18 protein-coding genes and 1 pseudogene are annotated in these 19,617 nt (G+C 70.8%); 9 read left to right on the top strand and 10 right to left on the bottom strand.

Features of this window, described 5'->3' with window-relative positions; genetic code table 11:
• Positions 1-17 precede the first annotated feature (17 nt).
• The 4 genes and pseudogenes from ACFVWD_RS37705 to ACFVWD_RS37690 all read right to left on the bottom strand — a co-directional run bounded on the left by ACFVWD_RS37705 (position 18) and on the right by ACFVWD_RS37690 (position 2,833).
• A complete protein-coding gene (locus tag ACFVWD_RS37705; RefSeq protein WP_389602534.1) occupies positions 18-1,076 on the bottom strand; it encodes an esterase-like activity of phytase family protein in 1,059 nt (352 codons plus the stop codon).
• Between the two features lie 53 nt (positions 1,077-1,129).
• Positions 1,130-2,062 (bottom strand): serine hydrolase, encoded by a 933-nt coding sequence (locus ACFVWD_RS37700; RefSeq protein ID WP_389602533.1) that lies wholly within the window; start codon positions 2,060-2,062, stop codon positions 1,130-1,132.
• Between the two features lie 169 nt (positions 2,063-2,231).
• Positions 2,232-2,513: pseudogene (locus ACFVWD_RS37695) on the bottom strand (hypothetical protein); the annotation flags it as partial.
• Positions 2,510-2,833: a hypothetical protein gene (locus ACFVWD_RS37690; RefSeq protein WP_389602532.1), complete on the bottom strand. Its 324-nt coding sequence runs from the start codon at positions 2,831-2,833 to the stop codon at positions 2,510-2,512. The pseudogene ACFVWD_RS37695 and the gene ACFVWD_RS37690, both read right to left, overlap by 4 nt.
• Before the next feature lie 132 nt (positions 2,834-2,965).
• Here ACFVWD_RS37690 and ACFVWD_RS37685 point away from each other — a divergent pair, with 132 nt between their 5' ends.
• Entirely contained in the window at positions 2,966-3,760 is a 795-nt protein-coding gene (locus ACFVWD_RS37685; protein ID WP_095854521.1) for a helix-turn-helix transcriptional regulator, read from the top strand.
• Complete coding sequence (locus tag ACFVWD_RS37680) at positions 3,753-3,974, top strand: DUF397 domain-containing protein (RefSeq protein ID WP_389602531.1); 222 nt, start codon at positions 3,753-3,755, stop codon at positions 3,972-3,974. Before ACFVWD_RS37685 ends, ACFVWD_RS37680 begins: the two co-directional genes overlap by 8 nt.
• Here the strand turns inward: ACFVWD_RS37680 and ACFVWD_RS37675 are convergent.
• The 3 genes from ACFVWD_RS37675 to ACFVWD_RS37665 all read right to left on the bottom strand — a co-directional run bounded on the left by ACFVWD_RS37675 (position 3,949) and on the right by ACFVWD_RS37665 (position 5,282).
• Positions 3,949-4,251: a hypothetical protein gene (locus ACFVWD_RS37675; RefSeq protein WP_389602530.1), complete on the bottom strand. Its 303-nt coding sequence runs from the start codon at positions 4,249-4,251 to the stop codon at positions 3,949-3,951. The genes ACFVWD_RS37680 and ACFVWD_RS37675 overlap by 26 nt on opposite strands.
• Before the next feature lie 50 nt (positions 4,252-4,301).
• Positions 4,302-4,781 (bottom strand): hypothetical protein, encoded by a 480-nt coding sequence (locus ACFVWD_RS37670; protein WP_389602529.1) that lies wholly within the window; start codon positions 4,779-4,781, stop codon positions 4,302-4,304.
• A 168-nt stretch (positions 4,782-4,949) separates the two neighbouring features.
• A complete protein-coding gene (locus ACFVWD_RS37665; protein WP_389602528.1) occupies positions 4,950-5,282 on the bottom strand; it encodes a hypothetical protein in 333 nt (110 codons plus the stop codon).
• A gap of 118 nt (positions 5,283-5,400) precedes the next feature.
• Here ACFVWD_RS37665 and ACFVWD_RS37660 point away from each other — a divergent pair, with 118 nt between their 5' ends.
• Positions 5,401-7,692 (top strand): glycosyltransferase family 39 protein, encoded by a 2,292-nt coding sequence (locus ACFVWD_RS37660; RefSeq protein WP_389602527.1) that lies wholly within the window; start codon positions 5,401-5,403, stop codon positions 7,690-7,692.
• A gap of 198 nt (positions 7,693-7,890) precedes the next feature.
• Entirely contained in the window at positions 7,891-8,694 is an 804-nt protein-coding gene (locus ACFVWD_RS37655) for an endonuclease I family protein (RefSeq protein WP_389602526.1), read from the top strand.
• A 66-nt stretch (positions 8,695-8,760) separates the two neighbouring features.
• Here ACFVWD_RS37655 and ACFVWD_RS37650 read toward each other — a convergent pair whose 3' ends face one another.
• The 3 genes from ACFVWD_RS37650 to ACFVWD_RS37640 form a co-directional block, all read right to left on the bottom strand.
• Complete coding sequence (locus ACFVWD_RS37650) at positions 8,761-10,449, bottom strand: thiamine pyrophosphate-binding protein (RefSeq protein WP_389602525.1); 1,689 nt, start codon at positions 10,447-10,449, stop codon at positions 8,761-8,763.
• Entirely contained in the window at positions 10,446-11,450 is a 1,005-nt protein-coding gene (gene speB / locus ACFVWD_RS37645) for an agmatinase (RefSeq protein ID WP_067380849.1), read from the bottom strand. Before speB ends, ACFVWD_RS37650 begins: the two co-directional genes overlap by 4 nt.
• A gap of 212 nt (positions 11,451-11,662) precedes the next feature.
• Positions 11,663-13,144 carry a sodium:solute symporter gene (locus tag ACFVWD_RS37640; RefSeq protein WP_389602524.1) on the bottom strand — a complete coding sequence of 494 codons (1,482 nt, stop codon included), beginning with the start codon at positions 13,142-13,144 and terminating at the stop codon, positions 11,663-11,665.
• A 221-nt stretch (positions 13,145-13,365) separates the two neighbouring features.
• Between ACFVWD_RS37640 and ACFVWD_RS37635 the strand changes: the two genes are divergently transcribed.
• The 5 genes from ACFVWD_RS37635 (at position 13,366) to ACFVWD_RS37615 (ending at position 19,617) form a co-directional block, all read left to right on the top strand.
• On the top strand, positions 13,366-14,907 hold the full coding sequence (locus ACFVWD_RS37635) for a PucR family transcriptional regulator ligand-binding domain-containing protein (RefSeq protein WP_389602523.1): 1,542 nt from the start codon (positions 13,366-13,368) through the stop codon (positions 14,905-14,907).
• A 157-nt stretch (positions 14,908-15,064) separates the two neighbouring features.
• Positions 15,065-15,853, top strand: coding sequence for a phosphatase (locus tag ACFVWD_RS37630; RefSeq protein ID WP_389602522.1), 789 nt, complete (start codon positions 15,065-15,067; stop codon positions 15,851-15,853).
• A gap of 305 nt (positions 15,854-16,158) precedes the next feature.
• Positions 16,159-16,524, top strand: coding sequence for a hypothetical protein (locus ACFVWD_RS37625; protein ID WP_385369101.1), 366 nt, complete (start codon positions 16,159-16,161; stop codon positions 16,522-16,524).
• 94 nt (positions 16,525-16,618) lie between these two features.
• On the top strand, positions 16,619-17,329 hold the full coding sequence (locus ACFVWD_RS37620) for an ABC transporter ATP-binding protein (protein WP_389602521.1): 711 nt from the start codon (positions 16,619-16,621) through the stop codon (positions 17,327-17,329).
• The gene (locus ACFVWD_RS37615) at positions 17,326-19,617 is read left to right on the top strand and encodes an FtsX-like permease family protein (protein ID WP_389602520.1); all 2,292 of its coding nucleotides are present in this window, start codon (positions 17,326-17,328) and stop codon (positions 19,615-19,617) included. Before ACFVWD_RS37620 ends, ACFVWD_RS37615 begins: the two co-directional genes overlap by 4 nt.

The raw sequence follows: 19,617 nt of genomic DNA, 5'->3' as shown, positions 1-19,617 counted from the left end.
TCATCCCTCCGCAATAATCAGCCGTTCACCGTGTGTGGCAGGCGGGCGCTCAGGGAGTACAGGCGGGTGGTCTGGACGGCGTTCTGGTTGTCGTCGCTGACCAGGAGGAGCCTGAGACGGCCGTCCGGGGTGCGGCCGGTGATCGTCAGGCCCTCGATGTTGTCGAGGAGGGGGTTGGGCTGGGGCTGCTTGGCCTGGGCGCCCAGTGAAGGACAGTTCACGAGGTCGGCGAGGAGCGTCTTGCGGGCGAGCCGCACACCGTCCTGGCCGGTCAGGGTGTCGACGCGGCGGGTGTCCGTGGCGTGGCGGAGGTCGGCGAGATAGAGGCGGACGGTGTTGCCGACGCCCGCGGTGAAGCCGCGCTCCAGGACGAGAAGGCGGCCGTCGGGGGTGGCCTGCGCCTCGGAGACGCCGAGGCCGGAGTCGGTGCGGTAGCCGTACTGTGCGGCGAGCCGGAAGTCACCCTGCCGGGTCGTGCGCTCCCAGGTCTGGAAGCGCACGATGCCGGCGGTGTCACCGCTCAGTGACCCCTCCATGGCGGCGAGCAGGGTGTGGCCGCCGGGCAGGAGCGTGAGCCCTTCGAAGGTGAGGTTGGAGGTGGCGCGGCCCGCGGGAGCGACCTTGAGCGCGTCCGGTACGGGGAGGCTCCCGACGAGGGTGCCGTCGCGCTCGTAGCGGCGTACGGAGGGCTCGGTCTCGGAGGTGACGAGGCGGGTGCCGTCGCCGTCCACGGCGAGGCCCTCGGAGTCGAGCGCGGCGCCCTTCTCGTCGACGAGTTTCACGACGCTCGTCGGCTTCAGCGTCTCGCGGTCCAGGGTGAAGAGCGAGGACCGGTCGGAGAGCGCGGCGATCCGGCCGCCGCGGTCGACGGCGAGCGCGGAGAGGTTGCCGACGAAGGTGGCGTCGTACGTCGTCTTGTCGAGCGCGTCGGAGTAGCCCGTGATCGAGACGGCGGGCGAGCAGGCGTGGGCGCTCGGGGCTGTGCCGCTCTGGGCGTTGACCGGAGCGGCGGCGGTCACACAGGTGGCCGCCGCCAGCCCGGCGGTGACGGTGGCGAGTACGGTTCTCAGGCGCATGCCGGTCACGGTAGGACGGCCGGGTGACGCGCGGGAGACCGCCTCGTGAAGCGTCAGCCCGCGGACGGCACCGCCGGGATCGCTTCCTGGGGGTTGCTCGTGGGCACGTACCGCAGCACGCTCGCGCTGGTCGTGGACGGCACCAGGTCCTTGTGGATGGCCTTGGCGACGGCCTGGATGGTGTTGACGCCGTACTGCATGGTGCTGTTGTCCTGCGTCAGCACGGTGATCATGTAGTCGTGGCCCGCGCCGTTGAAGGTGCCGATGCTGTGCACCCGCCAGCCGTGCGTGGCACGCGACAGCCAGCCGTTCTTCACGTGCACGGCGACCGAGGAGGGCGCTCCGGCCGGGGTGCCCCAGCGCTGCGAGGAGATGACCTTGCCCATCAACTTCAGCTCGTAGGCGCGGGAGTTGTCGCTCAGCACGGAGTTCTTGGCGGTGAGGAGCGCGAGCAGCTTCTGCTCGTCCCGGACGGTGATCTGGGTGAGACCCCAGTAGTTGTTGGCACCCGGCTTGGTCTGCGTCATCCCGGCGGCGGTGAGGAAGCCCTTCACCTTGGTCACACCGAGCTGCCTCCACAGCGTGCTGGCGGCGTCGTTGTCCGACTTGGTGATCATGGCCGTGGCGAGGGTCTGCTCGCGGCTGGTCAGATACCGGTTGTGCTTCTTGGCGTCCCACAGCAGCGTGGCCAGCACGGTGGCCTTGACGACGCTGGCGGAGTCGTACGCCGTGCTGCTCCGCAGGGTGCAGGTGGTCTTTGTCGAACGGTCGTAGAGACCGACGGCGACGGTGCCGGCGCGGCCCCTGAGCGCCGTGGTGATGTCATTCTGCAGCTTGGCGGCCAGGCCCGTCTTGCTCGACGTACAGCTGACCTGCGGTGCCGTGGCGGCGGCGGCCGGTGCGGCGGCGGCCGCGAACGGCACGATCACCCCGGCGCCGAGGCTCGCAGCGAGCACACGGGCACGCCGGGATATCCGGTGAGTCATGGAGGTTCCCCATCCCCTTCAACCAATACGAGCGCGCCTGTGGCGCACTCGTCTCTCATGACTCGTTCAGGTCGCCGAAAGTTGTACGTGTGTTCCCAGGAGGGAATTTCGAGGCAGGGAAGTTCAGGGTCCGGTGGCTGAGGGCATCTGGAGGGTTGCGGTGAGTGACAGGAAGGCGGGCTCCCCTGCTCTCCGCGATGCGGTGTACATCACGCAGCGCCTCGGCCATGCGGGCCGCCAGGAAGCGGAGTTGGACGGCAGTGACCTTGTGGTCGTCGAGCATGTCGGCCGCATGATCGAGGAGTACGGCGGACATCCCCAGCTGCACGCTCTCGACGGTGTCCGCGACCCGGGAGAGGTAGCCGGTCCCGTCACCGACGAGATAGCAGGGCTTGCCGCCCTCGCCGGACCACGGGAGCAGCCGTGCCGTTTCCGTCCCGCCGGTGATCACGGGGCCACCTCCACACCGTGGATGAGCCGCGGCCCGATGTCGACGCCGTGCACGGCCAGCCACAGGGCACGCCGCCGGGCCCGCTGCCTGCGCGCCTCCTCACTCCGTTCATGGGCGACGAGGTAGGGGCGGACGATCTCATGGTCCTCGCCGCGCAGAGGTCGAGAACCAACGCGGCGGGTCGTCTGACCAGGGGCGTACAAGAGGGTGGGACGTCGGTACGCCGGAGCGGTGACGGTGGCCACGCGACGGCGGCGCCCCGAACCGGGGAACAGCAGCCGCAACAGCGGCTCGAAGAGGCGGGCGACCCGGTGACTCATGTCGTCAACTCCGTTGGGTTCAGACTCAGGGGCATCGCTTTGCGTAGCGATCCACTTACAGAGTGAGACGGGTCGGGCTAGGCTCGCCAGGGGGTGGGATGTGACCAGGCATTTGTCACAAGGGAGTTGGCCATGACCAGCACGTACGGTGACTGGCTGAAGCAGCAGCGTGAGACGGCGGGGCTGACGCAACAGCAGCTGGCCGACGCGGCGGTCATGACCCGTTCGCACATCGCGCACATCGAGGCGGGGCGCCGGATTCCCTCCCGGGAGGACGCGCGACGGCTGGACAGGGCGCTGAACACGGGGAATGTGCTGAGCAGCTTCCTGCCAGTCGAGGACGCGGCGGTCGCCGACTACTTCGAGGCCGCGCGGCTGCTCGAACAACAGGCGGTGATGATCAGGGAGTTCGCCCTGTCGTTCGTCCCTGGCATCCTTCAGACGGAAAGGTACGCACGTGCGGTTCTGAGCACGTCCTTCCCTCCCACGAGTGAAGAGGAGTGTGACAGGCTCGTTGTCACACGCCTTGAACGCGCGAAGATCCTCGACGACCCGGTGACGCCGGTAGTCTGGGCGCTGCTTGACGAGGCGGTGCTACGTCGTGCCGTGGGCGGCCGGGATGTCATGGCGGAGCAGATCATGCACATGGTTCGTCTTGCCGAGAGAGGCCGCGTACGCCTCTATGTGTTGCCCTTCGAACTCGGCGTCCATCCGCTCATGCAGAGCATGCTGACGCTGATGAAGTTCGAGGACCAGCCGCCGGTCGCTTACGGCGAGGGCCTGCATATGGGCAAGGTCCATGACACACCTGCCATGGTCGATCGGCTCGAAGGCATCTACGATCTCGCGCTAGGCGACGCGATGCCGCTGAAGGAGTCACTGGCCCTGATGAGGGCGACAGCAAAGGACTACGGACGCCATGACTGAACGCACCATCCTGGACGCGGCCGCACTGGCTGGCTGGCGTAAGTCGTCCTACAGCGGGAACGAGGGCGGCAGCTGCGTCGAGGTACTGGACCACCACCCCTCCGGCGTCCCCGTGCGCGACTCCAAGGTCCCGCACGGCCCCGCGCTGGTCTTCTCGGCCGCGGACTGGTCGTCGTTCGTCGCGGCGGTCAAGCACCGCAGGTTCCCTGCCTGAACAACAACGGACGGGCGTCAAGGCGGAGTTCACCGTCGGGCATGAAGGCAACGACGACGGCTTCCAGTTCCGAACCCACGGAAGGGAAGTCCTCTGGAGGGACGTGCCTGCCCCCATCCGCAAGCAGGACGAAGTCGATGAACGCCGGGGGCTTCTCCGTGTCCGAGATGATCTCCACCTCGACGCCGAACCGCCCACGGTGCCCCGTGACCCGGCACCGCACCACGGTGCCTCGAAAGAGCCCGGTACGTCGTTGCAGTTCCGCGTCATCGGCCACCACTCGTGCTCCTTTTTTGGGGGGGGAGGGGAGTTGACCCGGCTCGGACCTCAATCCCGCGGGGTGAGGCCCAGCCCGGCCACGTCGTCGTGGCGGCGGCACATCTCCTCGACCCGGGCCTCGACGAAGGCGAGTGCCTCGTCGAGGCCGAGGCCGTCGGCCCGCTGCCGGTACGGGGTGTGGACCCCGGCCGGCCACTCGCCCATGTCCCGCTCCAGGTCGAGCCGGACGAACGCCTCCACCGCGATCCCCGCCCCGGTGAAGGTGAGGGTCACGGCCAGGCGGTACTCGCTCGGCTCCTGGTCGCGGGTCAGGTCCATCCAGGTGATGGCATGGTCGAGCGTCACCTGCGGTGAGCCGCCCACGGCGTCGAGCCGTACCTGTGGGCTGAGTGCCGAATCGCCGTCGTCCCCGGAATCGCTGCCGAAGTCGCACGCCAGGTAGGCGCCGAGCATGAACTCGGCCAGTTGCTTCTGGAACCGGTCCAGCGACAGTAGGAGCACCGCGAACCGCTGTTCCACGGAAGGCACTGCGACACTCTCCTACGCTCACCAGGCCGGCAACGTGCCACCACCGACGGGATCGTCGCGACCGTCACCTGCCCCGTCCGTGAGGCAATCGACGAGGACCGAACCGGATATCGGGCCGACGGTGACTCACCGTCGGCCCGACATACCGTTTTCGGACTTCCCAGGACGTCAGTCCTCGTCGTCCTCCAAGTACCACCCTCGCTCGACCATTTCCGCCTTCAGTTCCTCCACCCGCTCAGCGGACGGTTTCCTGATGGACAGGGCCGCTGCCGCCTGGTTCCGCACCACATGCCGGTCAAGACCGAAGGCGGCTTCCACCACCACGCCGAGGTTTCGTTCCGACAGGAGGTCGGACACGATCACGAGCAGCGGCCCGTAATCGTCATCGTCCTCTCGGACGCCCGCGGGAAATACCTGGCCGAGCTGGTCGACGACTTCGGCGAGGTGGGGTTCCAGATCTGTCATTTTCCCATCCATGATGCTGGTGCGCGCACGATTCATCGAGCAAGCATTTACCTGTGCATGACGTGACGTGCGCCATATGAAGGGTGCTCGGATCCACAGCTGACCCCCAGGCAGACCACAGTGCGCACTCATCACCCCCCGGCACGGTGCAGTGGTGACGTCTGCCACCGATCCGCATCCCCACGCCTCCGCGCCCCTCGCGGCCGACACCGACTCGCCGCCTTCCGCGCGGTCCGGACCACCGGAGACACAGTCCGGCCCGCCGGAGAAAGCGCCCCGCTGGTCCCTCCCCGCCCTGATCGCGATCATGGCGCTGGCCACGGTGCTGTACTCCTGGAACCTGTCCGGCTCCGGCCTCAACAGCTTCTACAGTTCCGCGATCTACAGCGGAACCCAGAGCTGGAAGGCGTGGTTCTTCGGCTCGCTCGACGCGGGCAACTTCCTGACCGTCGACAAGCCGCCGCTCGCACTCATGGTCATGGGCCTGTCGTGCCGGATCTTCGGCTTCGGCACCTGGCAGATGATGCTGCCGATGATCGTGGCCGCCCTCGGCACGATCTGGATCCTTCACTCCTCCGTGAAGCGGGTGTTCGGCCACGCCGCCGCCGCGCTCGCCGCGCTCGTGCTCACGCTCACCCCGATCACCGTCGCCATCAACCGTGACAACAACCCCGACACCCTGCTCCTCCTCCTGATGGTGTCGGGCGCGGCCCTCGGACTGCGCGCGACCCGCGACGGCAGGCTGCTGCCGCTGCTCGGCTCGGCGGTCTGCTTCGGGCTCGCCTTCAACACGAAGATGCTCCAGGGCTACATCGCGCTGCCCGCCGTCTTCGCGGTCTATCTGTACGCCTCGCACCTCGGCTGGGCGAAGCGGATCCGCAACCTGCTGCTGGCCGCCGTGGCCCTGGCCGTGTCCAGCTTCTGGTGGGCGACGGCCGTCTCGCTGGTGCCCGCCGACGACCGTCCCTACATCGGCGGTTCGACGGACGGCACCGCCTGGAACCTGATCTTCGGCTACAACGGCTTGGGCCGCGTCCTCGGCGGTGAGGGCAACGGCGGTGGCGGAGGAGGAGGTGGCGGCGGCTTCTCCGGTTCCGCGGGCCTCGGCCGGCTGTTCAACGACATCCTGGGCGGCCAGATCTCCTGGCTGATCCCCTTCGCGGGCATCGCCCTCGCCGGCGGCCTGGTGCTGTGCGGGCGCGCCCCGCGCATCGACCCGACCCGTGCGGCGCTGGTGCTGTGGGGCGGCTGGCTGCTGCTGCACTACCTGACGTTCGCCACCGCCGAAGGCACCATGCACCCGTACTACACGACCGCGGTCGCGCCGGGCATCGCGGCCCTGTGCGGGGGCGGCGGCGTCATGCTGTTCCGTGCCTTCCGCGGCGGTGACGTCCGCTGGTCCTGGGTGCTGCCCGCCGGGCTCGCGGTCACCGGCATCTGGGCGGTCGTGCTGTTGCGCCGGGCCACCGACTGGAACACCTGGCTGTGGCCGGCCATCGCGGTGGTCATGGCGCTGGCCGTCGTCGGCCTGTTCGTCTTCCGCTCCGGCAACCGCGTACGGCTGCTGGCCGCGTCCCTGGCGGCGGCGGTCGTCGCGGCTCTCGCTGGCCCGGCGACGTACTCGTTCGCCGTCCCGGCCAGTGCGGGCGGCGCGGGCGGCGGCATGGGCGGCACCAATCCGACCGCCGGACCGTCCACCGGCCAAGGCGGCTTCGGCGGCGGCCGGGGTGGCCCCGGCGGCAACGCGGGCGGTCCGGGCGGCGGCGAGATGCCCGGCGGCGACCAGGCGGCCGGCCAGGAGGGCGGCCAGATGACGCCCGGCGGCGGTGGAACCGGCGAACTGCCCGGCGGCGCCCCACAGGGCGGTGAGAACGGCGGCTTCCCGGGCGGCGGCACGGGCGGCCAGAACGGCGAGTTCCCGGGCGGCCAGGCCGGTGGCGAGAACGGTACGGCTCCGGGCGGCACGGGCAGTCAGCGCGGCGGTTTCGGCGGCGGTGGCGGCATGGGCGGCGAGACCAGCAGCGAGCTGATCTCGTACCTGGAGAAGCACCAGGACGGCGCCAAGTGGCTGCTCGCGGTGTCCAATTCGCAGAGCGCCGGGCAGCTGATCCTGAGCACCCACAAGCCCGTCATCTCCATGTACGGCTTCACCGGCACCGACAAGGGCATGACGGTCGCCAGGCTCAAGGAGCTGGTGAAGAAGGGCGAGCTTCACTACATCCAGGTCGGCGGCTCGGGCATGGGCGGCGGAATGGGCGGCAACAACAGCACCAGTTCCGCGGTCACCGCCTGGGTGCAGAAGAACGCCACCGCGGTGAAGGAGAGCGCCTACAGCAAGACCTCGTCGTCCGAGTCGAGTTCGGCCACGGGCTCCGAGTCGGAGAACGGCCAGTCGGCCCAGTCGGCCTCGACGCTCTACCGCCTGGACCCGTCCGACGTGAACTGACCCGCACTCGCACCGAAGGGCCTCCGACCATTTCACCTCTGGTCAGGGGCCCTTCGGCATGCCATCTCGCGCGCACAACAAGCGACTTGCCGGTTTCCGTCACCCAACCGACACGCTCCGTTCATTCCCTGAAACGCATGTTCATGTCACGCTCCGGTTGCCCGCTCAATCAACCCGCGTAGAACGGACGCCCCCACCATGCCCGCCACGCACATACGCCGCTGGAAGACGCTGGCTCTGACCACCTCGGCCGTCCTGGTAGGCCTCACCCTGCCGACGATGACCGCCACTCCCGCGAGCGCCACGACGACCGCGTACGACAGCACGTACTACAAGAACGCGGTCGGCAAGACCGGCAGCAGCCTGAAGTCCTCGCTGCACACGATCATCAGCAGCCAGACGAAGATCTCGTACTCCGCCGTCTGGGACGCCCTCAAGGTCACCGACCAGGACCCGAACAACAGCAACAACGTGATCCTGCTGTACAGCGGCACCTCGCGCGCCAAGTCCCTCAACGGCGGTGACACGGGCGACTGGAACCGCGAGCACGTGTGGGCCAAGTCCCACGGCGACTTCGGCGAGGTGACGGGTCCCGGCACGGACCTGCACCACCTGCGTCCCGCGGACGTCCAGGTCAACAGCATCCGGGGCAACAAGGACTTCGACAACGGCGGCAGCACGGTCAGCGGCGGGGGCGGCAGCCTCACCGACTCCGACTCGTTCGAGCCGCGCGACGCCGACAAGGGCGACGTGGCCCGCATGATCCTCTACATGGCGGTGCGCTACGACGGCGGCGACGGCTTCGCCGACCTGGAGCCCGACGAGAAGGTCAACAACGGCAGCGCGCCGTTCATGGGCAAGCTCTCCGTGCTCAAGGAGTGGAGCGACGAGGACCCGCCGAGCGCCTTCGAGGAGAAGCGCAACCAGGTCATCTACGACACCTACCAGCACAACCGCAACCCGTTCATCGACCACCCGGAGTGGGTCGACGCGATCTGGTAGACGGCCGGAGTGGCGGTCGACCGGCTACGGCCCGGGCGAGCAGGCCGTAGCCGGTCGACCGGGCCGTCAGCTCCCGAGGTGGGTGGGTGCGAACATCCGCAGCACCGCCGGGAGCAGCACCACGGACGGGCCGGGGCTCGCGAAAGCCTTCGCCAGGTCTTCCTCCAGGGTCTCGGGGGTCGTACGGACCCCCGGGACGCCGAAGGACTCGGCCAGCGCCACGTAGTCGGGGCGGGTCAGCTCCGTCGCCGTGGGCTGGCCGAAGGCGTCGGTCATGTACTCGCGCAGGATGCCGTAGCCGCCGTCGTCGACGATCAGCCAGGTGACGTTCAGGTCGTACTGCCTCGCCGTGGCGAGTTCGGCGATCGAATACAACGCGCCGCCGTCGCCGGAGACCGCGAGGACCGGGCGGGTGGGATCGGCCGCCGCCGCGCCGAGGGCCGCCGGGAAGCCGTAGCCGAGGCCGCCCGCGCCCTGGGCGGAGTGCATGGTGTTCTTTCCGCGCGGGTCGAAGGCGGACCAGGCCCAGTACGCCAGGATGGTCATGTCCCAGAAGGACGGGGAGGTGGACGGGAGGGCCCGGCGGACGGACGCCAGCACCTCCTGTTCCAGGGTGAGTTCCTGTGCGGCGATGCGCTCCCCCACCCGGTCGAGCAGCACGCGGACGCGGTCCGCCGCCGTCGGGTCGGGGCGGTCCTCGACGGTCTCCAGGAGCGCGGAGAGCGCGAGCCTGGCGTCCGCGTGGATGCCGATCGCCGGGTGGTTGGACTCCAGCTTGCCGAGGTCGGCCTCGATCTGGACGACCCGGCCGCGGGGCTTGAACGTGTGGTAGTTCGAGGACAGTTCGCCGAGGCCGGAGCCGACGACCAGCAGGACGTCCGCGTCCTCCAGGAAGTCCGTGGTGTGCCGGTCCTCCAGCCAGGACTGGAGCGAGAGCGGGTGGGTCCAGGGGAAGGCGCCCTTGCCGCCGAAGGTGGTGACGACCGGCGCGTTCAGCTTCTCCGCCAGCGACTTCAGCTTGCCGGACGCGTCCGACCGTACGACCCCGCCGCCCGCGATGATCGCGGGACGGGCCGCCGTGGACAGCAAGTGGGCCGCCAGCGCGGTGAGTTCGGGGCGCGGGACGACGTCCTCAGGGGTCGCGTCCATCGCGGTGACCTGCGGCAGGTGGGTCTCGGCGAGCAGGACGTCCTGCGGGATCTCCACCCAGACGGGGCCGTGCGGGGCGGTCAGGGCCGACTCCCAGGCCGCCGCGATCGCGGAGGGGATCTGCGACTGTGTACGGACCGTGTGGACGGACTTGACGACGCCCCTGAACGACGCCTGCTGGTCAGGGAGTTCGTGCAGATAGCCGTGGCGTCCGCCGCCCAGTCCCGCGGTGGGGATCTGGCTGCTGATGGCGAGGACGGGGGCGGAGGCCGCGGCGGCCTCCTGGAGCGCGGCCAGGGAGGTCAGCGCTCCCGGGCCGGTGGACAGCAGCAGGGGCGCCGCCTCACCCGTGATGCGGCCGTACGCGTCGGCCGCGAACCCCGCGTTGTTCTCCACCCGCAGGCCGATGTACTGCAACGAGGAGCGGCGCAGGGCGTCGAACATGCCGAGTGCGTGCTGGCCGGGCAGGCCGAAGACGGTCGTGGCGCCGAGACCGGAGAGGGTCTCCACGACCAGGTCTCCGCCGTTGCGGCCGGGGGGCGGATTCAGCGCGGCCTCCGTCTGCGCCGCTGACGGACGGAGCACCAGGTCGTGGTCGTGAGTCACTTGTTCCCGGCCTCCTGAGCCCTGGCCGCCGCGATCTGGCGGGACATGATCGTCGTCAGTTCGTACGCCGTGTGGGACGCGGCCACCGCCGTGATCTCGGCGTGGTCGTACGCGGGCGCGACCTCGACCACGTCCGCGGAGACCAGGTTGCAGGAGGACAGTCCGCGCAGGATCTCCAGCAGCTCGCGGGAGGTCATGCCGCCGGCCTCCGGCGTGCCCGTGCCGGGGGCGTGCGCCGGGTCGAGGCAGTCGATGTCGATGGAGATGTACAGCGGGCGGTCGCCGATGCGCTGGCGCAGCTGGTCGGCGACCTCGTCCGCGCCACGCCGGTAGATGTCGGCGGACGTGACGATGCCGAAGCCCATCTTCTCGTCGTCCGTGAGGTCCTGCTTGCCGTACAGCGGGCCGCGGGTGCCGACGTGGGAGAGGGCCTCCGTGTCCAGGATCCCCTCCTCCACCGCCCGGCGGAACGGGGTGCCGTGCGTGTACTCGGCGCCGAAGTAGGTGTCCCAGGTGTCCAGGTGCGCGTCGAAGTGGAGCAGGGCCACCGGGCCGTGCTTCTTGGCGACGGAGCGCAGGAGCGGGAGGGCGATGGTGTGGTCGCCGCCCAGCGTCATCAGGCGGGCGCCCGTGCCGAGCAGCTCGTCGGCCGCGGCCTCGACCGTCTCCACGGCCTCGTTGATGTTGAACGGGTTCGCCGCGATGTCGCCGGCGTCGGCGACCTGGGCGAGGGCGAAGGGGGAGGCGTCCTGCGCCGGGTTGTACGGGCGCAGCAGGCGGGAGGCCTCGCGGATGGCGTTGCCGCCGAAGCGGGCGCCCGGCCGGTAGGAGACCCCGGAGTCGAAGGGCACGCCGACCACGGCGACGTCGGCGCGGCCGACCTCGTCGAGGCGCGGCAGCCGGGCGAAGGTCGCGGGGCCCGCGTACCGCGGGACGCGGGACGAGTCGACGGGGCCGCGTGGCTGGCTGCCGCCTGCTGCCGGGAACTCGGTGCTGCTCATCGTCGGACTCCTCCAGGTGATACGGGTGATGCGTGGTACGGGTGATGCGTCGTGCAGGCGGCGCGTCGTACAGGTGATGCGTCGTGCAGGTGGCGCGTCGTGCAGGTGGTGCTTTCCAGTGTCGCGGACCCCGCTGACCGGGGGCCGCCCGGCCCGGTCGCCGTGCGGCGGCCGGGCCGAAGTTCTTCGGGGGCTGGGGCGACGTGCGGCGGCTAGGCGACCACGGCCGCCGGCTCGGCCTCGGCCTCGGCATCCGCGCCGCGCCCGGCCAGCCGCTCGCGCCAGGCGGCCAGGACCGCCGGGTCGGTCGCGGGTGTGGCCAGGGAGACGATCACATACGCGGCCAGCGAGGACAGCAGCCCGTAGTAGACGGGCTCGTTCGCAAGGATGCCGTATGTCGCCATCAGCCCGACGACCGCGAGCCCGCCGACGACGACGGAGGCGAGCGCCCCGTGCACGGTCCCGCGCTTCCACAGCAGTCCGCCGAGGATCGGGACGAGCAGGCCGCCGACGAGGAGGTTGTACGCGACGGTCAGCGCCTCGACGACGTTGTTGAGGGCGATGGCGGTACAGATCACGGCGACGCCCATGACGAGGATGAAGAGCCGGTTCCCCTTGACCTCGTCGTGCGCCTCGCCGTCACGCACCCCGCCGTCGCGGCGTACGGCCCCGCGCAGCTTGGACCAGATGTCGTTGTTGGCGACGGTGGCGCAGGCGATGAGGGCACCGGAGGACGTGGACATCACGGCGGCGAGGGCGGCAGCGAGCACCAGGCCCCGCACGCCGACCGGAAGCTCGTCCTTGACGATGGTCGCGAAGGCGGTGTCGGCGCTGGGCAGCGTCGGGTAGAGCACCTTGGCCGCCGTGCCGATGACGGCGCCGGCGAGGGCGTACACCAGGCAGTAGGTGCCGGCGACAGTGCCGCCCCACTTGGCGGTCTTGTCGCTGCCGGCGGTGAACACGCGCTGCCAGATGTCCTGGCCGATGAGCATGCCGAACGTGTAGATCAGCACGTAGGTGAAGATCGTCTCGCCGCCGATGCCCAGCGGGTCGAAGTACTCCGTGGGCAGCTTGGCCTTCATCTCGCTGAACCCACCGGCCTTGATCACCGCGATGGGGAGCAGGAGCAGCAGCACGCCGACGGTCTTCACGACGAACTGCACCATGTCGGTGAGGGTGATCGACCACATGCCGCCGAGCGTGGAGTACGCGACGACGATCGAGCCGCCGATGATGATCGCCAGCGTCCGGTTCATGTCGAAGAGGACGTCGAAGATGGTGGCGTACGCGATGGTCGAGGTGACCGCGAGCATCAGGGTGTACGCCCACATGACGACACCGGAGATGACACCGGCCCGGCCGCCGTAGCGGAGGTCGAGCATCTCGGAGACGGTGTAGACCTTCAGGCGGGCGATGCGGGCGGAGAAGAAGACGGAGAGCGCGAGGAGCCCGAGGCCGATGGCGAACACCATCCAGGCGCCGGAGAGCCCGTACTGGTATCCGAGCCCGACGCCGCCGATGGTGGACGCGCCGCCGAGGACGATCGCGGCCATGGTCCCGGAGTACATCGCGGGGCCCAGGCGCCGCCCGGCCACCAGGAACTCACTCTTCGACTTGGCGCGGCGCATGCCCCACCAGCCCATGGCCAGCATGCCGGCCAGATAGACGACGATCACTGTGTAGTCGACGGCCATAGGGGGCCCTCCTTCGCGCACTCATCGGTGGCGTGTCGTGCAGATGGACGTGGGGACGCGGGCCGGGCGAGCGATACCCGGCCGGGAGTCCGGCAGCTGATCGCGGGGACATACGCCCGTACCCGCGGCTGCCGACGGCACTGACCTTAGGTGGCCGGAAGATGACTCTGAAGTGTACGTTTCATCCATTGCAGCCGATCCGGATGGAGGGAACGTCCACCATGCCGGACACATCCGCCACACCAGTCCCACCCACCCCACCTATCCCGCTGTCCGCCCTCCTGGCCCGGGAGGACCTCGGCCTGCGCCACATCGCGGGCCCCATCGACCCGGACACGGTGATCCACTGGGCGCACACGTCGGAGATGGCGGACCCGTACCCGTATCTGCTGGGCGGTGAGCTGCTGCTGACCGCCGGGGTGCACATCCCGGAGGCGGCGGGCTCGGGCACCTACTTCGACGACTACGTCTCCCGGATCGTGGCGGCGGGCGGCGCGGCGCTCGGCTTCGGCCTGGCGCCGGTGCACGACACGGTCCCGCGCGCCCTGGTCGCGGCCTGCGACACCTACGGCCTGCCCCTGCTGGAGGTCCCGCCCCAGACCACCTTCTCGGGCGTGGCCCGCGCGGTGTGGCAGCTGATGGCGCAGGCCCGGCTGGCGGAGCTGCGGCGCGTCACCGAGGCCCAGCAGAGCCTGGCGGCCGCCGCGGCGCGCCCGGACCCGGTGGCGGCGGTACTGCGGCAGCTGGCCCAGCGGGTGAGCGGCTGGGCGGTGCTGTACGGCCCGGACGGCGCGGAGCTGGCCCGCGCGGGGAGATCGCCGGAGGCGGGCCCCGTGACCGCCCTGGGCACCCTGGCCGCCGTCGTGCGTCCCGGGGGAACCCAGACCGCGGGCCCCCAGGGCCCCACCCCCGCGTCCACTCCCCCCTCCGCCCCCACCCCCGCTCCCACCCCCTCCTCCGCCACCGACACCGTGGGCGGCACCCACCTCGCCGCGTACGCCCTCGGCGGCGGGCAGGGCTTCGTCCTCGGGGTCGCGGCGCCGCGCCGGGACCCCGGGGACCACACCATCGCCTCCGTCGCGGCCGTCCTCCTCTCCCTCCTCACCGGGGAGCAGCAGAGCGGGAGCGGCGCGGCGCGCTCGGCGGCGCTCGTACGACTCCTGCTGGGTGCCGCGCCCGAGGACGTGGCCCCGCTGCTCGGCGAGGACCGGTGGACCGTCGTGCACGCCCGCCCCGCGGCGGACGGCCCGGCGCCGGACGCCCTCGCCGCGTCCGCGCTGGGGGCGGCACTGGGCTCCGCGCTCATCGACACCGGCGGGGGTGTCGTACGCGTCCTCGTCCCCGGTGACCGCGAGCCGACCGCGCAGGAGGGCTGGATCTGCGGGGTCAGCGCGGCGGTCGGCCCGCACGAGTGGGCGTCCGCCGACGGGCAGGCGGCCCGCGCCCTGGCCCGCGCCCGGGCGACCCGCACGCCCCTCGTCCGCCACGGTGAGCGCCCCGCCCTGGCGGACCTCGTGCCCCCCGCCGACGCCCAGGCCCACGCGCGCGCCCTCCTCGCCCCCATCGCCGCCACCCCCGCCCTCACCGAGACCCTCCGCACCTGGCTGTCCCTGCACGGCAGTTGGGACCGCACGGCCGTCGCCCTCTCCGTCCACCGCAACACCGTCCGCCAACGCATCGCACGGTGTGCGGCGTTGCTGGAGGCGGACCTCGACGACGCTGACGTACGGATGGAGTTGTGGTTCGCGCTGAGGGAAACCTGAGAACCCCGGAAACACACCCCTCGCCCCTCGTCTCTCAACACGCCGATTCGAGCGGGTGGGCGGGAAGACAACAACGGTCGTCTCACGCCGAGTGACCCACATCCCACGGTTCAGGACAACCGCCCTCCCGACGGAGCGCCCCGGCACAATGGGTGGCATGCCGATATCCGGGACCCCCAGCCGCACTGAGCTCGTCGACCACCTCGTGACGACCCGTATCGCGGGCGACGTCGCCACGCCCCGCGAGAACAACCTCTCCCACTACCGCAAGCTCGCCAACGGCGACCGCAACTTCTGGCTCGGCCTGGAACTCGGCGACCGCTGGACCGACGAGCAGGACGTGCTCGCCGTGATGGCGGAGCGGTGCGGTGTGAACGACGACCCGGAGTACCGCTACGGCCAGGACACCATCGACCCCGAGCTGACCGTCGACGCCCTGGACCGGATGGCGGCGCGGCTGCGCAAGGCGGCGGACGGTGAGCAGCGGGTGCTGTTCGCGACCGGCCACCCCGGCGGCCTGCTCGACGTGCACCGTGCCACCGCCGCCGCGCTGCGCGGCGCCGGCTGCGAGATCGTCGTCATTCCGGACGGGCTGCAGACGGACGAGGGGTACGTCATGCAGTTCGCGGACGTGGCGGTGCTGGAGCACGGGGCCACACTGTGGCACACCCACTCGGGCGAGCCGATGCGCGCGATCCTCAAGGGCCTGGAGGGCGCGGGCCAGCCCCTGCCCGACCTGGTCGTCGCGGACCACGGCTGGGCCGGCTGCGCGGGCCAGCTCGGCATCGACTCCGTCGGCTACGCCGACTGCAACGACCCGGCCCTCTTCCTCGCCGAGTCCGAGGGCACGCTCCAGGTGACGGTCCCCCTCGACGACCACGTCACAAGCCCGCGGTTCTACGACCCGCTGACGGCGTATCTGCTGGCTTCCGCCGGTCTGACCTGAGCCATTCCGAGCGCCCGGAGATCATGTCCAGGTCAAATAAGAGGCAATAAATCGGCAAACGACCACCAAGCGACGGCAAGATCATCGCAAATACGCCGTACCCCAAAACATCACAGAGGTGACAGAACACCAACTCCCCACCCACATCCGCCGGTTCACCGTTGCTACGTTTCGCCGCGGCCTTGGCATGACCATCCGGGCCACCAGGCCCCTGACCTGACCAGCCAGGGCTCACAACAGAACACAAACGGGAGAACACAGTGCGGAAGCTGGCAGTAGGCGCCCTCGCAGCGGGCCTTTTCGCCATGGGGGCAGGATCCGCGATCGCCGCCTCGTGGCACACCATCCCCACGCTCACCACCGGTGGCGCGGAGTTCAACTCCGGCCAGTACACCTTCTGGCCCTCGGGCACGAAGCACGGTGGCTTCGAGTGGAAGGGCAACCTCAAGGACGCCGACAACGGCGACGGACACAACGTCTACATGCAGGTGCGCATCGAGGGCTACGACTGGAACCGCTACAGCGGCACCCAGAAGAAGTCCGTTCCGCTCGACTACGTCAACTGGAGCGGAGACGAGCTGTACACGCAGGACGCGTACATACGTGTGTGCCGGGACCGGGGTTCCCTCCACCCGGACAACTGCTCTGTGACCAAGCACTACAGCCGGTAGACCCGGCACCGGCCAGGTAGACCAGGCACTGCCGGGCCACGCAGCGAACTGGCTTGACCCGGGCCCAGGTTCTGCACCTGGGCCCGATCGCTTCTTGGGGGAAGCCATCAGTACGTCAGAGATCCTCAGCACGTCAGCGATCCTCTCCGCGACGGGAGTCGACCTCTCCTACGGCAACCAACTCGCCGTCCGGGATGCCCACTTCTCCGTCGCCCCCGGCGAGGTCGCCGCCGTCACCGGACAGAGCGGTTCCGGCAAGTCCTCGCTCCTGTACTGCCTGGCCGGGGTGCTTCCCGCCCAGCGCGGGCAGGTACGTTTCGAAGGACGGTCGCTCGGTGACCTCGGCGACGAAGAGATCAGCGCACTGCGCCGCGAACGCTTCGGATTCGTCTTCCAGTACGGCGAGTTGCTGCCGGAGCTGACCATCGAGGAGAACACCGCCCTGCCGCTGCGCCTGGCCGGGCAGCGCAAGCAGCCCGCCCTCGCCGCCGCGGGCACCGTCCTCGAACGGCTCGGGCTCGGCGAGCTGCGCGGCCGCCGCCCCTCGCAGGTCTCCGGCGGCCAGAGCCAGCGCGTCGCCGTCGCGCGGGCCCTGGTCCACCGCCCCGCCGTCGTCTTCGCGGACGAGCCGACCGGCTCCCTGGACAGCGCCAACGCCTCCGCCGTCCTCAAGGAGTTCCTCGACCTGGCCCGTTCCCAGAGCACCGCGGTCGTCCTGGTGACGCACGACCCCGCGGTCGCGGCGCAGGCCGACAGCCACTACACGATGTCCGACGGCGTCCTCACCCCCCGGAGCGCGGCGTGAGGGAGTTCCTGCTCGGACTGCGGCTGCTGCTCGGCGCCGGCCGCGGCAACCGCGTACGTTTTCTGCTGATGGCGGCCGGCGGCTCCCTCGGCGTGTGCTGCCTGGCCCTGGTCCTCACCATCCCGGCGATCCTCGACGCCCACGACGGACGCGCCGCCGCCCGGGCCCTGCGGACCTCCGCCGCCCGCACGACGAGCGCTCCCCTCGTCCTGGAACGCTCGGACCCGCACGGCTCCAAGGCGTTCACCCGCATCTTCGTCGCCCCCGGCACCGGGAAGGACACGGCGGCAGAGGTTCCTCCCGGGCTGCCCCGGCTCCCCGCCCCCGGCGAGGTGTTCGTCTCCCCCCGCGTCCACGACCTGCTGCGCGCCGAACCCGCCCTCAAGGGCCTGCTCCCGGGCACCGAGAAAGGCCTGATCGGCGGCGCGGGCCTCACCGACCCCGACGAGCTGTACGCGTACGTCGGCACCACCCGCGCGGAACTGGCCCACAAGGGCCGGGCGTTGACCGGCTTCGACCTCGGCTACGCGCCGACCCCCGCCGTCGACCCCTCCACCCTCACCATCCTCCGCTTCGCCCTCGCCACCCTGGTCCTGCTCCCCCTGGGCGTCTTCCTCTCCGTCTGCGCCCGGCTCTCCGCCGCCAGCCGCACCCGGCGCCTCGCCGCCCTGCGGCTGCTGGGCCTGAGCGCCAAGGGCACCCAGCGTGTGAACGCCGCGGAGACCGTCGTGGCGGCCCTGTTCGGCGCGCTGCTCGGGCTCGGCGAGTACTGGGTCCTCAACCAGGTGATGTCCAGGACCGGGCTGCCCGATCTGAAGTGGTACCCGGCGGACGGCGCCCTGTCCGCGTCCACGATCGCCATCTGTCTGCTCGGCTGCCCGGCGCTCGCCTGGTTCGTCGGCCGGGCGAGCGCGCGCACCGCGGCCGCCAACCCGCTGGCCGCACGCCGCACCGCCGTCCCGCGCCCCCCGTCGAAGTGGGGCGGCCTGCTGCTCGTGACCGGCCTGGGCATCGTCAGCGGCTACTGCGTGACCGGCCTGACCGCCCACCCGGCCTCCAGCGACGGCCCCTCCGCGCTGCTCGTCCCGGCGGGCGTCCTGCTGACCGGCGGCGGCCTCGTACTGACCCTGCCGCTCCTCACGTACGCCCTCGCCCGGGGCCTCGCCGACCGGACCCGCTCCCTGACCCTGAACCTGGCGATGCGCCGCAACGAGGTGGAGCCCGGCAGCACCATGCGGGTCGTCACCGGCCTCGTCCTGCTCGTGTACGCCGCCTCCCTCGCCCAGGGCATCCTGATCGAGGAGAACCAGGTCACCCGGCCGGACAGTCCCGCGCAGGACTACTCGATCGCACTGTCCGGCCTCACCGACCGCCAGCGGCACGAACTCGCCTCGGTGCCGGGCGTGCGTGCGCACGCCCTGACGATGGACTCCTGGACCGACCCGCACTACTCCGGCTCCGCCGTCCAGTCACGGGCGACCGCCCTCGTCGCCACCTGCGCCCAACTGACCGAGCTGGTACGGCACTCCGAGGGCTGTGTGGACGGACGGGTGCTGCGGCTCACCGATCCCGACACGGCCGCGGACCCGGGCGTGCGCACCGGGGCCACCTTCCCCTACCGCTTCCAGCAGGGCGGCCGGCAGAAGACCTTGTCGATCACCCTCCCGTCCGCCGCGATCGCCTATCGCGCGTACGACCCCTCGGCGGTCGGCGGTGCCGCCGTCCTCGTCCCGCCGTCCGCGCTGCCGGCCGACGCACGGCCGGCCTCGGCGCAGTACGTGCTGACCAGCGATTCGCAGCCGGACACCGTACGCCGGGTGCTGGACGGCATCGGAGCCTTGGCGCCGACCGCCGACGTCAACCCGATCGGCGTCAACATCGACGGGCTGCAGCAGATCGCCGTCATCGAGACGCTGCTGGCACTCGGCATGGTCATGGGCCTGGTCATCGGCATCGCGGCGTTCATGGTCTCCGTGACGGACCGGGCCGTGGAGCGCCGCGCGCACATCACCGCGCTCTCCCTGATCGGGGCCCGTGCGAGAACCCTGCGGGCCGTGCAGTGCGCCCAGGTCGTGCTGCCGCTGGGCATCGGCCTGGCCCTGGCCCTCGTGGCGGGCAAGCTCGCCGAGTCCAGCTATCTCGTCACCGGCGGCGGTGCGGTGTTCTGGGACGGCGCCGGCCTCGCGCCGCTCGCTCTCGTCGCCGTGGGCGCGGTGGCGGTGGCCGCGCTCGGCACGCTCCCACTGGTCGGCCGCCGAGTGAACCCGGAGCTGATCCGCCGCGACTGA

The organism is Streptomyces sp. NPDC058086, assembly GCF_042885015.1.
Classification (GTDB): domain Bacteria; phylum Actinomycetota; class Actinomycetes; order Streptomycetales; family Streptomycetaceae; genus Streptomyces.
This window is presented reverse-complemented; position numbering and strand designations above follow the sequence as displayed.

Excerpts from the sequence above, each read along its gene's own strand:
- ACFVWD_RS37705 (WP_389602534.1), bottom strand. The coding sequence starts at position 1,076 with ATGCGCCTGAGAACCGTACTCGCCACCGTCACCGCCGGGCTGGCGGCG.
- ACFVWD_RS37700 (WP_389602533.1), bottom strand. The coding sequence starts at position 2,062 with ATGACTCACCGGATATCCCGGCGTGCCCGTGTGCTCGCTGCGAGCCTC.
- ACFVWD_RS37690 (WP_389602532.1), bottom strand. The coding sequence starts at position 2,833 with ATGAGTCACCGGGTCGCCCGCCTCTTCGAGCCGCTGTTGCGGCTGCTG.
- ACFVWD_RS37685 (WP_095854521.1), top strand. The coding sequence starts at position 2,966 with ATGACCAGCACGTACGGTGACTGGCTGAAGCAGCAGCGTGAGACGGCG.
- ACFVWD_RS37680 (WP_389602531.1), top strand. The coding sequence starts at position 3,753 with ATGACTGAACGCACCATCCTGGACGCGGCCGCACTGGCTGGCTGGCGT.
- ACFVWD_RS37665 (WP_389602528.1), bottom strand. The coding sequence starts at position 5,282 with ATGAATCGTGCGCGCACCAGCATCATGGATGGGAAAATGACAGATCTG.
- ACFVWD_RS37655 (WP_389602526.1), top strand. The coding sequence starts at position 7,891 with ATGCCCGCCACGCACATACGCCGCTGGAAGACGCTGGCTCTGACCACC.
- speB (WP_067380849.1), bottom strand. The coding sequence starts at position 11,450 with ATGAGCAGCACCGAGTTCCCGGCAGCAGGCGGCAGCCAGCCACGCGGC.
- ACFVWD_RS37640 (WP_389602524.1), bottom strand. The coding sequence starts at position 13,144 with ATGGCCGTCGACTACACAGTGATCGTCGTCTATCTGGCCGGCATGCTG.
- ACFVWD_RS37635 (WP_389602523.1), top strand. The coding sequence starts at position 13,366 with ATGCCGGACACATCCGCCACACCAGTCCCACCCACCCCACCTATCCCG.
- ACFVWD_RS37630 (WP_389602522.1), top strand. The coding sequence starts at position 15,065 with ATGCCGATATCCGGGACCCCCAGCCGCACTGAGCTCGTCGACCACCTC.
- ACFVWD_RS37625 (WP_385369101.1), top strand. The coding sequence starts at position 16,159 with ATGGGGGCAGGATCCGCGATCGCCGCCTCGTGGCACACCATCCCCACG.